This is a genomic window from Rhizobium terrae, assembly GCF_003425685.1.
GTDB lineage: Bacteria > Pseudomonadota > Alphaproteobacteria > Rhizobiales > Rhizobiaceae > Neorhizobium > Neorhizobium terrae.
In genome coordinates, this window is record NZ_QJKM01000011.1 from 150,720 (window position 1) to 164,881 (window position 14,162).

Consider the following 14,162-nt stretch of genomic DNA (forward strand, 5'->3'; position numbering starts at 1 on the left):
ATAGCCTTCACTACACCGCACCTATCTCACACCTGTCAAGCATCGCCCCCTGGGTGCTAACGGACCGGCACGGGCAACAGAAACACCGAGGCGGTCAGGCTTTCCCAGCCCGACCTATTCGAACCGAAACGCCAGCCGTTTCCCCGTCAGCCTCGCCAGCTGCTGCAGCCGCCCATCCAGCCGTTCTCCCGCGAAATCGCGATAGGCCGGCGGCACGACGAATTCGAGGTCGAGGTCCGGGGATGGGGACGGCGTGAAGGTCAGGTTGTTGACGATGCCGGGCATCGAGGCGGAGAAGAGGTAGACGACGCGCAGGAGGCCGCCCAGCAGTTTTGCGAGATCGAGCAGGCGCGGCGTCGCGATCGTCGCGAGCGGGCCAGTGGCGCCGTCGTCGTGCAGGCCTTCGAAACGGTAGTAGTTGGCGAGCGCAAGATAGGCGCGGCCGGCGTGCGTAATGCCGACGAAGGAGGAATGGGCGATCAGGTTCAGCGCCTGCAGGCCGCGATAGTCCGGATGGGCGCGCCAGCTGATATCGGCAAGCAGGCAGGCTGCCTGGCGGTACCGGCTTTCCTCTTCCGTCTCGACGATGCCGAAAGCCTTGACCATGCGGCCGGTCCAGTCGGCAAGTTCGCGGGCATGTTCGGGCGAACGGGCGCGCAGGATGGCGAGCTGGTCGGCGGCGACCAACAGCGGATCGCCGGCGCGCTCCTCCTCCGGCAGCAGCGAATAGAGATAACCTTCGCGCACGCCCTGCGCCGAAAAGCTCACCTTCGCGGGTTTCATCGCGTTCAGCACTTCCTGCATGGCGATGGCGCCAAAGGGCAGAAGCGAGCGGCGGTTCTTGGAAACCGCCTGCCAGGCGGGGTCCTTCGAATCCTTGGCGGCGATCACCTCGTCGAGGAATTTCAGCATCTCATCGAGCGACAGTTCGTATCCCTGCATCATATGCAGCGGGTATCTGGTCATCTCCATGTGCAGCTTGGCGATGTTTCGCCAGGTGCCGCCCACCGCATAGAAGGTGCGCCCTGCCCCCTGTTCCAGGAAACGGGCCGTATTGACCTGCTTGCGGGCGAAGGTGCGCGCCTTGGAGAACGAATTGCCCGAAGACTCCGACAGGCGCAGGCCGCCGAGCGGCAGGGTGATGCCCTTCCCGAACTCCTGTCCCTTGATGTCGATCAGTTCAAGCGAACCGCCGCCCAGATCGCCTGCGACGCCGTCCGGATCGTGGAAGCCGCTGATGACGCCGAGCGCGGAATAACGCGCCTCCTCCTCGCCGGAGAGAAGCTGGATCTCCTGCCCGAGGATTTCCTCGGCCGCGCGGATAAAATCGGGACCATTGCTCGCCTCGCGGGCTGCGGCGGTTGCCAGCACATAGACTTCCGTCGCGCGCGCCTGGGTGGAAAGCGCCTTGAACCGCTTCAGCGAAGCGAGCGCCCGCTCCACGCCTTCGTCATCCATACGGCCATTCGAACCGAGGCCCTTGCCCAGGCCGCACAGCACCTTCTCGTTGAAGAGAATGGTCGGTGCGCGTGACAGGCCTTCGTAGATGACGACACGGACGGAGTTCGAACCGATATCGATGACGGAGACAGGAGCAATCCCCGGAAGGCGCCCCTGGGCTTCTGATCGTACCATATTGCCTATTTCTTGACTGGCTACTTCTTGCGTCCGGACACAAGGCCGGCGATGAGTTTCGGAGCACTCGATTTCAGAGCTTCACCGCGCCCCGAGAGGCTCGGATTGGTCATGAAATAGTGCTGCGCGTTAAAAGGTTCCTCGCCCTTGCGCACTTCCATGCGCCGCGACGTGCCGTCGGCCAATATCTCGTAGCTCTGCTGGTTGTCAATCAGGTTGCCCAGCATGATCTGTGATAGAACCTGCTCATGCACAGTCGGGTTGAGGAGCGGCACGAGCGTCTCGACCCGGCGGTCAAGGTTGCGCGGCATCATGTCGGCAGAGCCGATATAGACGAGCGCCTTGTCGGACGGCAGGCCATGGCCGTTGCCGAAACAGAAGATGCGGCTGTGCTCCAGAAAGCGCCCGACGATCGACTTGACGCGGATATTGTCGGAAAGGCCCGGCACCCGCGGGCGCAGGCAGCAGATGCCGCGCACCACGAGATCGACCTCGACGCCGGCACGGCTGGCACGGTAAAGCGCGTCGATGATGTCGGGATCGACCAGCGAGTTCATCTTCATCCAGATCGCCGCCGGCTTGCCTTCCTGCGCATGGCAGATCTCTTCCTCGATATGGCGCAGGATGCGGGAGCGCAGCGTATAGGGCGAGACCGCGAGCTTCATGCTTTCCTCCGGCTCGCCGTAACCGGTGATGAAGTTGAAGACGTTCGCCATGTCATGGGCGATCTTGGGGTTGCAGGTGAAGAAGGACAGGTCCGTGTAGATCTTGGCGGTAACGGGGTGATAGTTGCCGGTGCCGAGATGGCAGTAGGTGCGCAGCTTGCCGTCCTCGCGGCGCACCACCATGGACATCTTCGCATGCGTCTTCAATTCGATGAAACCGAAGACCACCTGCACGCCGGCGCGTTCGAGGTCGCGCGCCCAGCGGATGTTCGCCTCTTCGTCGAAACGGGCTTTCAGCTCGACCAGCGCGGTCACCGACTTGCCGGCTTCCGCGGCGTCGATCAGCGCCCGGACGATCGGGCTGTCGTTCGAGGTGCGGTAGAGCGTCTGCTTGATGGCGAGCACGTCCGGGTCGCGCGCCGCCTGGATAAGGAATTGCACAACCACGTCAAAGGATTCGTACGGGTGATGGACCACCATGTCCTTTTCGCGGATGGCTGCAAGGCAGTCGCCAGCATGGTCGCGAACCCGTTCGGGAAATCGGGCGTTGTAGCTTTCGAAGCGCAGGTCGTCGCGCGGCGCCTTGGCGATTTCCGACATGGTGTTGAGCGCAAGCAGGCCCGGCAGAACGGCGACGCGGTTATCCGGCACGCCGAGTTCCTGCACCACGAACTGGCGCAGCGACGCGGGCATTTCGCTGTCGGTCTCGATGCGGATGACCTTGCCACGGCGGCGGCGCTTCAGCGCCGTCTCGAAAAAGCGTACCAGGTCTTCGGCCTCTTCCTCGACTTCGATATCGCTGTCGCGGATGATGCGGAAGGTACCGGCACCCTTCACCTCATAGCCCGGGAACAACCGGTCGGTGAACATGCCGACCACGTCTTCGAGGGTGATATAGCGGATCGTCGTGCCCTCGTCCGGCAGACGGATGAAGCGGTCCAGCGTGGTGGGCAGGCGAAGGAGACCCGTCATCGGCTCTTTGCCGTGCTTGCTGTGCAGCTGCAGGCCCATCGAGAAGCCGAGGTTGGGGATGAAGGGGAACGGATGCGCCGGGTCGATCGACAGCGGCGTCAGGACGGGGAAGAGATCCTCCTCGAAATCGGTCGCAAGCCAGGCGCGGTCTTCCGCCGAAAGTGCTGCCGGCCGGACGATGAGAATGTCTTCCTTGGCGAGATACTGCTGCAGCACGGCGAGCGAAGCCTGCTGCTCCATCTGCAGGTTGTCGATTTCCTGCAGGATGGCGTCGAGCTGCTCGGCCGGCGTCTTGCCGTCCGGGGAACGGATGACGATGCCCTGCCGCACCTGGCCTTCGAGACCGGCGACGCGCACCATGAAGAACTCGTCGAGATTGGCGGCCGAGATCGACAGGAAGCGAACGCGTTCCAGCAGCGGGTGGGCGGTGTTCAGCGTTTCTTCGAGGACGCGCCGGTTGAACTGCAGCCAGGAAAATTCCCGGTTGATGAACCGGTCCGGACTGCTCATCAGGTCGAGATCGGTGTTCGCCGCCTCGGGAAGAGGCTGTTGCGTCTCGGTCGTCATCGAATCCATCTCATCCATCCCATACTTCCTAGAGGCGGGTACACTTTGACGAGGCAACTGTCACAGTCAATCGCCGGTTCCGGGATTTCCGAAATCGTTCAGGACTTCCGAAGCCAGCGGGCGGGTGATCCTGGTGCCCCGGGCAAGCGCCAGGCGGTCGAGCCGCTCGACGATCGTCTGCGCCGCGCCAAGCGACCGTTCCATACGGTTGACGATATAACCGACCAGTTTGTCATCGATATAAAGCTGCCGGTCGGCGAACAGCTTGACGATCACCTGAGCCAGCAGTTCCTCGTCCGGTTCGCCGATCTCGACGACCGTGGCGGCCTTCAGGCGCGACTTCAAGTCCGGCAGCGTGACGCCCCAGGACACCGGCCAGAGGCGCGAGGTCATGAGCAGCGTATGGCCGTTTTCGCGCACGCTGTTGATGACATGAAAAAGCTCCGTTTCGTCGAAGCCGCGCCGCTCCGCATCCTCGAACAGAACCGGTCCGGCTGCGGCGGTCGCGGCGGCATTCGAGCCCGCAACCGGGTGGATATCCGCCGCACCGGCCTTCTCCCGCCAGATATGCGCGAGATGCGACTTGCCGGAGCCGACCGGCCCTGCCAGCACGACCACCGGCGAAGGCCAGGCCGGCCATTCGTCGACGATCGCCACGGCCGCCGCCAGGCGTTCGGATACCAGAAGGTCATCCCGGCCCTTCGCCTCGTCATGGGTGAATTGGAGCGGCAGCTGTTCGCTTCTGCGCCGCTCGCGTTCGCTGGTTTCGGTCATTGATCTTTCGAAATGCTCGTCGGAATGCCTGTCTGGGTGTCGTTCGCAGCGCCAGGCGCCGCGCCGTTTCCATCGTGCTCCAGCACCGCCGCCTGCATGCCTCCCTCCCAGGGAAGGGAGGCGGATCGGCCAAAATAGATGTCGCTGTCAAGATACCGCGACAGGGCGAAGCGGACAAGCACGCCGACCACGGCAGCGGCCGGCACGGCGATCAGCAGCCCGACGAAACCGAACATGGCACCGAAGGCGAAGAGCGCGAACATCAGCCAGACCGGATGCAGGCCGACGCTTTCGCCCACCAGTTTCGGCTGCAGGATATTGCCCTCGATGAACTGGCCGACGAAAAACACGCCGGCGACCGCGAGGATCCAGGGATAATCCGGCCAGAACTGCACCAGCGCCACGCCGACCGAGAGCACCAGGCCGATCAGCGAGCCGATATAGGGGATGAAGCTGATCATGCCGGCGACGAAACCGATCAGCAGCCCGAAATTCAAACCGACGACCGAAAGCCCGACCGCATAGAAGATGCCGAGGATGAGGCAGAGCGAGCCTTGGCCGCGGATGAAGCCGGCGACCGATTCATCCATCTCGCGGGCGATCTCGCGCACCGTCTCCACCTGGTCGCGCGGCACCCAGCCGTCCACCTTGGCGACCATGCGGTCCCAGTCGAGCAGGATGTAGAAGGCGACGACGGGCGTCACGATCAGCAGCGACACCACATCGATGATCGCCTTGCCGGAATTCCAGATCTGCGCCAGCAGCGATCCGACGAAACCCGCTCCCTGGCTCAGGACCTCGGAAAAATTCTGCTTGATCGTTTCGATCTGGCTGCTGACCCAATGGGGCAGGAACGAGGTTTCCGGGCTGGAGATGATCTGCTGGAGCTGCGAGATGTAGCCCGGCAGGGCGGCGGCGAATTCGGTGAACTGGTTGATGATGATCGGGATCACCAGCATCAGCGACAGCGCGAAGACCAGCACGAAGCAAACGAGGATCACCACCGTCGCCATCAGGCGGCTCAAGCCCCTCCTCTCCAGCCAGTCGGCCACCGGATCGAGGAAATAGGCGAGCGCCATGCCGGCAACGAAGGGCAGCAGGATCGAGCGGAAGAACCACAGGAAGAGGACGAAGACGACCAGCATCCCGACCCAGAACAGGAGGTAACGTTTCAGGCTCGCGCCGCTGATGTGATAGGGCATTGCTGCATCTCTCGTGGTCACCGCACCGCAGCAAGGCATGGCTGAGCATCGAGGAAAGGTCAAGGCAAAGCGCATAGGCGCGCGCCGCCTCGCGCGTGACTATTCCGTCCGGAGCCTGGACAGGGTCGAGGCGCGGCCGAGGGCGACGGGCTGATGGTCGCCACGGAACCGGCCATCTGCGTCTGATCCCACAGAGGCCAGGAAAACCGGGTACTGCAGGCCCGCAGCGCTTGCATATCCGGCCGTGTCGTGCAATTGCGGGCAGCTCATAGAAAATCATTGGAGATAGGTCATGAGCGAGGCGGGCAAGAACGGTCTCACCTATAGCGATGCCGGTGTCGATATCGACGCGGGCAACCTGATGGTCGAGAAGATCAAGCCGGCCGTGCGCTCCACCCGCCGCACCGGCGCCGATGGCGAGATCGGCGGTTTCGGCGGCCTCTTCGACCTCAAGGCGGCCGGCTTCACCGACCCCATCCTGGTCGCCGCCAATGACGGCGTCGGCACCAAGCTCAAGATCGCCATCGACGCAGATTTCCACGATACGGTCGGTATCGACCTCGTCGCCATGTGCGTCAACGACCTCGTGGTTCAGGGCGCCGAACCGCTGTTCTTCCTCGATTATTTCGCAACTGGCAAGCTCGATCCGGATCAGGGCGCGGCGATCGTCCAGGGGATCGCCGCCGGCTGCCGTGAGGCTGGCTGCGCGCTGATCGGCGGCGAGACGGCGGAAATGCCCGGCATGTACTCCGATGGCGACTATGATCTCGCAGGCTTCGCGGTGGGCGCTGCCGAACGCGGTCAGCTGCTTCCGGTCGGCGATATCGCCTCCGGTGACGTCATCCTCGGCCTTACCTCGTCGGGCGTCCATTCGAACGGCTTCTCGCTGGTGCGAAAGATAGTCTCGCTTTCCGGCCTCGCCTGGGACGCGCCGGCCCCCTTCCGCGACGGCATGACTCTGGGTGAGGCGCTTCTCACTCCCACCCGCATCTATGTGAAACCGCTTCTCAAGGCGATCCGCGAGACCGGCGCGCCAAAGGCGCTTGCCCATATCACCGGCGGCGGTTTTCCGGAAAACATTCCGCGCGTCCTGCCGAAGAACCTTGCGGCCGAAGTCGATCTCGACGGCATCCCGGTACCGCCCGTCTTCTCGTGGCTGGCAAAGACGGGCGGTGTCGAACCGAAGGAAATGCTGCGCACCTTCAACTGCGGCATCGGCATGATCGTCGTCGTCGCCGCAGAAAATGCCCAGGCCGTCGCCGACATCCTGACCCGCGAGGGCGAGATCGTCGTGCCGCTCGGCCGCATGGTCGACCGGCCGGAAGGCGGCGCCGGCGTGATCTACAAGGGTACGCTCGACCTATGAGCGGGAGCCCTTCGCTGCCTCGCAGAAAACGTGTCGCCGTCTTCATCTCGGGCGGCGGTTCCAACATGCTTTCGCTCGCGGATGCCTGCGCCGCGCCGGATTTTCCGGCCGAGATCGTCGCAGTCTTTTCCGACAAGCCTTCCGCCGGCGGCATCGCCAGGGCCGAGGCGCGCGGGATCAGGACCGTCGTTCTCGAGCGCAAGGCGTTTGCCGGCAAACCCGAGCACGAAGCGGCGATCCTCGCCGCCCTCGATGAGGTGAAGCCGGACATCCTCTGCCTCGCCGGCTATATGCGGCTCTTCTCGAGCGAATTCATCAGTCGCTACGAAGGCCGCATCCTCAACATCCACCCCGCCCTGCTGCCGCTTTTTCCCGGCCTGCACACCCATCAGCGGGCACTTGATGCGGGCGTCAGGATCGCCGGCTGCACCGTGCATTTCGTCACCGAAGGCATGGACGAAGGCCCGATCGTCGCCCAGGCGGCCGTGCCGGTGCTGAGCGACGACACGGCCGAGGCGCTCGCCGCGCGTATCCTCACCGTCGAGCACCAACTCTATCCGCTGGCGCTGAAGCTGCTCGCGGAAGGAAAGATTGGGATGGAAGATGGCAAAGCCATCTTTCGGAACGTGGCGGCCAAGGACGGAGCCAAGCTCATCTCACCGGCGCCGTGAAGGCGACCATGCGATGAGTTGCCGGTCATCCGTGGATCCAGAAGGCGCTCTCCGCGAACCGGTCATCCTTCCACCAGTTCAGCGTACTCCGGCCATAGCGGAAATTTTCCGCGCCAGCCTGGCTCTGCAGCGGCATGGTCACCTGACCTGACGCATCCCGCTTGGCGGTCTCGTCCGCCGTCTCCGGCACCACCGCAACGATATGGCCCGAGCGGCCGTCCTGCTTCCGACGCGCCACGATAAGACTGACACCACCCATATTGGCATGATCCTGCAATTCGGTCGGAGATGCCGCGCGCCGCCAGCCGAAGGCGGTTCCGAAATCCCTGAGCCAGCGGAAGAGATCGTTCGCACGCACCTCGTCCACCGTGTTGCCAAGCTTGGCCTGCAGCTGCTGTCCCGCGGCGATCTTCAGCAGGGCCGACTGGTTCCACCACGTTCTCGGCAGATAGACACCCGCAAGCGTGCAGTAGTCGTGCGCGTAGATATTGCAGAATGTCAGTCCGTCGCGCGGCCAGTAGCGTTTGTGGCGCGGATTGTCCGTCGCAAGATAATCAATGATCGCCCCGAGTTCGGCGCGAAGTTCCGCGGGGCCGGTGCTCGTCCTTCGCGGCATGTTCGGCTCATTCAGCGAGTGAGCCGTCGCAATGGCGGTGCGTTTCGTTATCAGCCCGGCAGGAGGTTTGAGATTGGCCGGTGGGATTTGGCCGACTGCCGCCGGCGGCGCGCTGTTGCTGATCTCGACCTGAGCGCTCGGTGCGGAAATAGCCTGAAGATACCTGCTCGCCGCAAAGCCGCGGAAAAGGCGGTTGCCCAGCATGGTCTCAACCTCGATGAAACCATTCCTGACATCGCCGCCGACAGCCTGGACGATATGCCCGTCCGGCATTTCCGCGACGACGTTCTCCCCTTCCGGATTGCTGATCCGCGGCTCGCTGCGCAGGCGCAGCGTCGAGACGGATGTCGTTACCTCGAAGAATGCTCCCGCTGCCGTCACAGCCCCGCCGTCCGAAACAAACGCCGTGCCCGCCGCCGGCGCCACCACTGCCGGAGCGGCACCCGGAGCCGCGACACGTCGGGCCATCGCGAGATAGTCGCGGATGAACTCGCCGTAATACTTGCCGTCAACCTTATAGCCCTGCTTCAAACCCCTGCTCGGATCAAAGCCGCCGGTGTTGTAGCATATCGCGACTTCGCAAAATTCCATGTCGGTAATGGAGGTCCGGTTCTGCAGACCCCGTTTCCGCAAGCCCGTCTTCAGCTCGCCGAGGGCCTTCTGGAGTGAACTGCTGAAATTCTGGTATTTCTGCAGGAGAAAGTAGTTCGGGTCCTCCAGAAAGAACTGGAGGTCGTACTGGAAGACACCGAAGCCGTGGCAGAACTTGTTCGGGTTTGAGGTATAGCGCTGATATTGAGGGACGTGCGCCGCCATATCGACGAACGCGGTGCGGGCGATCGCGAACATCTGCGTTCCGTTGGGAACGGCTGTGAGATCCGCTTTCGTCCGGGGAAATGCATTGCGGCCTCCGTTCGCGTCGATGATGTCGCCGCAGCAGAGGGCCGCAATCTGAACCGGCGTGAGGTTCTGGCGCCGCATGGCAGTCCAGAGCTCACCGGTTTCCTGACAGGCAAGCGCCGTCAGCATGTCCACATCAAAAACGGTGCCGGCCGTCGCCGCGGTTATATTTGCCGCGAAACTGGTCTTGAACCAGAGAATGTCATTTGAATTTGCCATATTCCGCCCCCTAAAAAAAGTCGAGCGGAATTATCGCATAAGTTGCGTGCACAAACAAATTACAAATACAATCGAGACGCGAGCGTCGGGTTACGGAAAGGCAGGCATATCCCGACTGATGGGAATGCCGCGCGCGCGTCCGTCTACAGGTGATTCCGGTTTATCACCGCCCATTGCAGCATGATGATCGTCTTGGCGTCGATGATCTCGCCGCTTTCGATCATCGCCACGGCTTCATCGAGCGGCAGTTCCAGGACTTCGATGTCCTCATGCTCCTCCGCCAGGCCGCCGCCATCGCTGACACGATCGGAAAGATCGATCGGCGCATAGAAGAAATGCACGACCTCCGTCAACGCGCCGGGCGAGGTCAGGGCCTTGAAGAGGAAGCGGACGTCGCGAACCCGGTAGCCGGTTTCCTCGATCGCCTCGCGGCGGATCGCCTCCTCCGGCTCATCGCCGTCGAGAAGCCCGGCCGGCACTTCGATCATCCATGCGGGATCGCCGGTGAGATAAGCCGGCAGGCGGAACTGCTTGGCCAGCACGACGATGTCGCGGCCGGGATCATAGAGCAGGATGCAGGCCGCGGGCGTCCGATGGAAGATTTCACGCCTCAGCCGATGCGTCGCGCCATTGCGGTCCGTATAGTCGAGTTCGACGCTCGACAGTCGCGTCCAGCCATTCGACAGCGTGGTATCGCCGACGATCTTCGCCCGTTCATCCATTGTCATGCGGCGTCCTTGGGGGTCTCTCTGCGAAGCCAGACCTTGTTGTCGTGAAAGGCCGCGCCGCCATAGGGAGCGACGGCATCGGCGCCGGTCAGCACGTTGATGCCCTCGCCGTCGAGATGTCTGCCGTTCGGCCAGAGCCCCTCGGCGATCAGCACGCCCGGCCTTGCACCGGGCACGATCCTGGCATGCAGGCGCACTTCACCACGGCTGTTGCCGAGCCGGACGATATCGCCGTCGGCAATGCCGAGACGTTCCGCATCGGTCGGCTCGATCATCACGTCCGGCCGCCCTTCCCTCTCGTAGGAACTCCTGGTTTCGGAGAAGGAGGAGTTGAGGAAGCTTCTTGCCGGAGAGGTCGCCAGCCGGAAGGGATGCGCCTCGTCCGCCACTTCGATAACGTCGACCTGATCCGGGAAGACCGGCAGTTCGGAAAGCGGCCCCATCGGACCGACATTTGCCGGCGGCTTGTCCGGCCACGGTCCGTTCGTCCAGTCGGGGCGGAAGCGAAACCTGCCGTCCGGATAACCGAAGCCCTTGATGTAATGCGCCGTCTCGAAATCCGGCTGCGCGTCGATCCACTTTTCCCGCTCCAGCACGTCGACACCCGGCCAATGGCTATCCTTCAGAATCCGGTCGATATGCTCGCGCTCGTTCAGGCCGAAACCAGGGAAATGGTCGACGCCGAGGCGTTTGGCCAATTCCTCGATGACGAAGAGATTGGTGCGGACGGTCGATGGCGGTTCGGTGAGTTTCGGACCGAGCAGAATATGTTGCTGACCGCCGGCACGATAGATGTCGTCATGCTCCAGGAACATCGTCGCCGGCAGGACGATATCGGCGACGGCGGCCGTATCCGTCATGAACTGCTCGTGGACCGCCACGAACAGATCGTCGCGCAGGAAACCTCGGCGAACGAGGCGCTGTTCCGGGGCGACGTTCATCGGGTTGGTGTTCTGGATCAGCATGGCCGTGACCGGCCCGCCATGGCGCAGCGCTTCGGCATCGCCGGTCAGCACCCGGCCGATCTGCGACTGGTCGAGCTGGCGGATGTCCGGGTCGGCATAAGCGGTGCCCATCAGTTCGGACTTGTTGAGCCTGAAAATCTCGCCGTTGTTGTGAAAGGCGCCGCCGCCCTCGTATTGCCATGAGCCGAGCACGGTCGCGATCGACAGCGCCGCATGCATGGCGACCGTGCCGTTGCGCTGGCGGGCGAAACCGTATCCCAGCCGGAAGAATGTCTTTTTCGTCGTGCCGACCAGCCTGGCGAAGTTTTCGATCTCCTCGACCGAAAGGCCGGTAATGGCCGAAGCCCATTCCGGCGTCTTCGTCTTCAGATGCACTTCGAGACCGGCAGGGTCGTCGGCATATTTTCCCATGTAGGCGCGGTCGGCATGCCCATCGCGGAAGGCGATGTGCATGACGGCGCAGGCAAGTGCGGCGTCGGTGCCGGGGCGGACGGTCAGCGCGACGTCCGCCTGCTTCATGGTCGGATTGTCGTAGATGTCGACGACGACGATCTTCGCGCCACGTTCCTTGCGGGCTTTCACCGCATGGGTCATGACGTTGACCTGGGTCGATACGGCATTGGTGCCCCAGATCACCACGCAATCGGATTTCGCCATCTCGCGTGGATCGGGGCCGCGCAGCGCACCCGTGCCCATGACGTAACCGGTCCAGGCCATATTGGTGCAGATCGTGCCGAAGAAGCCGGAATATTTCTTGGCATGCCGCAGGCGCTCGATCGAATCGCGCTGCACCTGGCCCATCGTACCGGCGTAGAAATAAGGCCAGACAGCTTCGGATCCATGTTTCGCTTCGGCCTTCACGAAGGCCTCGGCGATTTCGTCGAGCGCCGCTTCCCAGGAAACCTCCTGCCAGTCGCCCGCACCCTTGGCGCCCTTGCGGCGCTGCGGCACCATCAGCCGGCCCGGATGATAGATGCGCTCGGAATAGCGCGCCACCTTGGCGCAGATGACGCCGGCCGTATAGGTATTGTCGGCCGCGCCGCGCACCCGGCCGATGCGGCCGTCGGCCGTCAGGTCGACATCCAGCGCGCAGGCGGACGGACAGTCGTGCGGGCAGACGGTGTGGCCGACGGAATTATGGCCGAGAGTGGTTTTGGCGGTGATTTGGGTCGCAACGTTCATGGGTTTTCTATATTGCAAGCCGATGGCTGCCAAAAGCAGCTTTTGCGGCGCATCAAATTTATTGATTCTGGAATATGGTCGACCATGAACTACCGGCATATCTATCACGCGGGCAACTTTGCCGACGTCCTGAAACATGCGGTTCTGGCGCGACTCGTCCGTTACGCGCAGAACAAGGACAAGGCATTTCGCGTGCTCGATACCCATGCCGGAATCGGGCTCTACGACCTTTCCACCGACGAAGCCCAGAAGACCGGCGAATGGCTGGAAGGGATCGGCCGGCTGATGGGGGCGGAGCTTCCGCCAAAGGTCGCCGAACTCCTGGAGCCCTATCTCAACGCCGTCAGGGAATTAAACCCGGATGGCGGCGTCCGACTCTATCCCGGATCTCCGAAGCTCGCCCGCATGCTGTTTCGCCCACAGGACCGACTCTCGGCGATGGAACTGCACCCGGAAGACTTCAACCGTCTGCACAACCTGTTCGAAGGCGATTTCCAGGTGCGCGTGACCGAACTCGACGGCTGGCTGGCGCTCGGCGCGCATCTGCCGCCGAAGGAAAAGCGCGGCATCATCCTGGTCGATCCGCCCTTCGAGGAAGACGGCGAATACAAGCGCCTGGTGAAAGGGCTCGCCAACGCATGGCGGCGCTTTCCGGGCGGCATCTACTGCCTCTGGTATCCGATCAAGAAGAGCGCCCCGCTCAAGGCCTTTCACGACGAGTTGCAGGCGCTCCGCATCCCCAAGATGCTCTGCGCCGAACTCACCGTCCGCAGCGATCGCCACACGACCGGGCTCACCGGTTCGGGCCTCGTCATCGTCAACCCGCCCTTCACGCTGAAGGACGAACTGCATCTGCTTCTGCCGGTCCTGAAGACCGTTCTGGCGCAGGACCGTTTCGCCTCGCAACGCGCCTTCTGGCTGCAGGGCGAAGAGGTGAACGAGACTTGACTGCCCGCGGCTTCCCGCCCATGGTGCGGCGCATCCGGGAGGTTCGCCGCGCCATGAAACACCTTCTCACCACCATGCTGATCACGGTGCTGGCAACGACCGCCGCAGCGCAGGAGCGTCGCCCCGAAAGCCGCCAGGACCATGCCGGCATCTTCGATTTCTACGTGCTGTCGCTTTCCTGGTCGCCGACATTCTGCGCCGGGCAAGGCGGCAGCAGGAACGACCAGCAATGCGGCACGGGCAAGGACTTCCGGTTCATCGTACACGGGCTCTGGCCGCAATACGAAAAAGGCTATCCGGATTTCTGCGAGACCAGCGAACCGGACCGCGTTCCCCGCGAGCTCGGCCGGCCGCTCTTCGACATCATGCCGTCCATGGGGTTGATCGGCCATCAGTGGCGCAAGCATGGAAGCTGCACCGGCCTTGGCCAGCGCGATTATTTCGGCAAGCTGCGCGAGGCCTGGGGCCGCATCCGCCTCCCTTCCGATCTCTCCCGCGGCGAGACCGCCCTGACGCTCTCGGCCGAGCAGATCGAGGAAAAATTCGTTATCGCCAATCCGGGCATGAGCCGGCGCGGCATCTCCACGAGCTGTGAAGGCAAGCAGCTCGAAGAAGTCCGCATCTGCCTGACCAAGGACCTGCAGTTCCGCGATTGCGCCGAGGTGGACCGGGACGGCTGCAAGATCGGCCAGATCACCTTGCCGGCGGCGCGCTGACGTTTTTCATCACGCCTTTCATCAAGAGGAAAGACC

General features: G+C 63.1%; 11 protein-coding genes. 4 read left to right on the top strand and 7 right to left on the bottom strand.

The genetic code is table 11. The annotated features are described in order from the left end of the window. Window positions 1-114 precede the first annotated feature (114 nt). The 4 genes from ppx to DMO26_RS21195 are packed head-to-tail and all read right to left on the bottom strand — an operon-like array spanning window position 115 to window position 5,815. Window positions 115-1,635 carry an exopolyphosphatase gene (gene ppx, locus DMO26_RS21180; protein ID WP_117194143.1) on the bottom strand — a complete coding sequence of 507 codons (1,521 nt, stop codon included), beginning with the start codon at window positions 1,633-1,635 and terminating at the stop codon, window positions 115-117. Window positions 1,636-1,655: 20 nt separating this feature from the next. Next, window positions 1,656-3,848, bottom strand: a complete 2,193-nt coding sequence (locus DMO26_RS21185; protein WP_117194263.1) for an RNA degradosome polyphosphate kinase — start codon at window positions 3,846-3,848, stop codon at window positions 1,656-1,658. A 57-nt stretch (window positions 3,849-3,905) separates the two neighbouring features. Then, window positions 3,906-4,613: a DnaA regulatory inactivator HdaA gene (gene hdaA / locus DMO26_RS21190; protein ID WP_117194144.1), complete on the bottom strand. Its 708-nt coding sequence runs from the start codon at window positions 4,611-4,613 to the stop codon at window positions 3,906-3,908. Next, complete coding sequence (locus DMO26_RS21195) at window positions 4,610-5,815, bottom strand: AI-2E family transporter (protein ID WP_226951375.1); 1,206 nt, start codon at window positions 5,813-5,815, stop codon at window positions 4,610-4,612. The genes hdaA and DMO26_RS21195 overlap by 4 nt, the downstream gene beginning before the upstream one ends. 292 nt (window positions 5,816-6,107) lie before the next feature. On the opposite strand from DMO26_RS21195, the gene purM reads away from it, so the two are divergent. Continuing rightward, window positions 6,108-7,181: a phosphoribosylformylglycinamidine cyclo-ligase gene (purM, locus tag DMO26_RS21200; protein ID WP_117194145.1), complete on the top strand. Its 1,074-nt coding sequence runs from the start codon at window positions 6,108-6,110 to the stop codon at window positions 7,179-7,181. After that, window positions 7,178-7,852, top strand: coding sequence for a phosphoribosylglycinamide formyltransferase (gene purN, locus DMO26_RS21205; protein ID WP_117194146.1), 675 nt, complete (start codon window positions 7,178-7,180; stop codon window positions 7,850-7,852). Before purM ends, purN begins: the two co-directional genes overlap by 4 nt. 25 nt (window positions 7,853-7,877) lie before the next feature. Here purN and DMO26_RS21210 read toward each other — a convergent pair whose 3' ends face one another. The 3 genes from DMO26_RS21210 to DMO26_RS21220 all read right to left on the bottom strand — a co-directional run bounded on the left by DMO26_RS21210 (window position 7,878) and on the right by DMO26_RS21220 (window position 12,462). Continuing rightward, window positions 7,878-9,587 (bottom strand): SH3 domain-containing protein, encoded by a 1,710-nt coding sequence (locus DMO26_RS21210; protein ID WP_117194147.1) that lies wholly within the window; start codon window positions 9,585-9,587, stop codon window positions 7,878-7,880. A gap of 143 nt (window positions 9,588-9,730) precedes the next feature. Then, the gene (locus DMO26_RS21215) at window positions 9,731-10,315 is read right to left on the bottom strand and encodes an NUDIX domain-containing protein (RefSeq protein WP_117194148.1); all 585 of its coding nucleotides are present in this window, start codon (window positions 10,313-10,315) and stop codon (window positions 9,731-9,733) included. Further along, window positions 10,312-12,462 (bottom strand): molybdopterin-containing oxidoreductase family protein, encoded by a 2,151-nt coding sequence (locus DMO26_RS21220; protein WP_117194149.1) that lies wholly within the window; start codon window positions 12,460-12,462, stop codon window positions 10,312-10,314. Before DMO26_RS21220 ends, DMO26_RS21215 begins: the two co-directional genes overlap by 4 nt. A gap of 84 nt (window positions 12,463-12,546) precedes the next feature. Between DMO26_RS21220 and DMO26_RS21225 the strand changes: the two genes are divergently transcribed. Further along, window positions 12,547-13,410: a 23S rRNA (adenine(2030)-N(6))-methyltransferase RlmJ gene (locus DMO26_RS21225; RefSeq protein WP_117194150.1), complete on the top strand. Its 864-nt coding sequence runs from the start codon at window positions 12,547-12,549 to the stop codon at window positions 13,408-13,410. Then, the gene (locus DMO26_RS21230) at window positions 13,407-14,126 is read left to right on the top strand and encodes a ribonuclease T2 family protein (protein WP_226951376.1); all 720 of its coding nucleotides are present in this window, start codon (window positions 13,407-13,409) and stop codon (window positions 14,124-14,126) included. The genes DMO26_RS21225 and DMO26_RS21230 overlap by 4 nt, the downstream gene beginning before the upstream one ends. Window positions 14,127-14,162: the final 36 nt, after the last annotated feature.

Bases quoted from the DNA above. Each gene is read 5' to 3' on its own strand.
- DMO26_RS21225 (WP_117194150.1), top strand. From the start codon at position 12,547: ATGAACTACCGGCATATCTATCACGCGGGCAACTTTGCCGACGTCCTG.
- purM (WP_117194145.1), top strand. From the start codon at position 6,108: ATGAGCGAGGCGGGCAAGAACGGTCTCACCTATAGCGATGCCGGTGTC.
- ppx (WP_117194143.1), bottom strand. From the start codon at position 1,635: ATGGTACGATCAGAAGCCCAGGGGCGCCTTCCGGGGATTGCTCCTGTC.
- DMO26_RS21185 (WP_117194263.1), bottom strand. From the start codon at position 3,848: ATGGATTCGATGACGACCGAGACGCAACAGCCTCTTCCCGAGGCGGCG.
- hdaA (WP_117194144.1), bottom strand. From the start codon at position 4,613: ATGACCGAAACCAGCGAACGCGAGCGGCGCAGAAGCGAACAGCTGCCG.
- DMO26_RS21215 (WP_117194148.1), bottom strand. From the start codon at position 10,315: ATGACAATGGATGAACGGGCGAAGATCGTCGGCGATACCACGCTGTCG.
- DMO26_RS21220 (WP_117194149.1), bottom strand. From the start codon at position 12,462: ATGAACGTTGCGACCCAAATCACCGCCAAAACCACTCTCGGCCATAAT.
- DMO26_RS21195 (WP_226951375.1), bottom strand. From the start codon at position 5,815: ATGCCCTATCACATCAGCGGCGCGAGCCTGAAACGTTACCTCCTGTTC.
- DMO26_RS21210 (WP_117194147.1), bottom strand. From the start codon at position 9,587: ATGGCAAATTCAAATGACATTCTCTGGTTCAAGACCAGTTTCGCGGCA.
- purN (WP_117194146.1), top strand. From the start codon at position 7,178: ATGAGCGGGAGCCCTTCGCTGCCTCGCAGAAAACGTGTCGCCGTCTTC.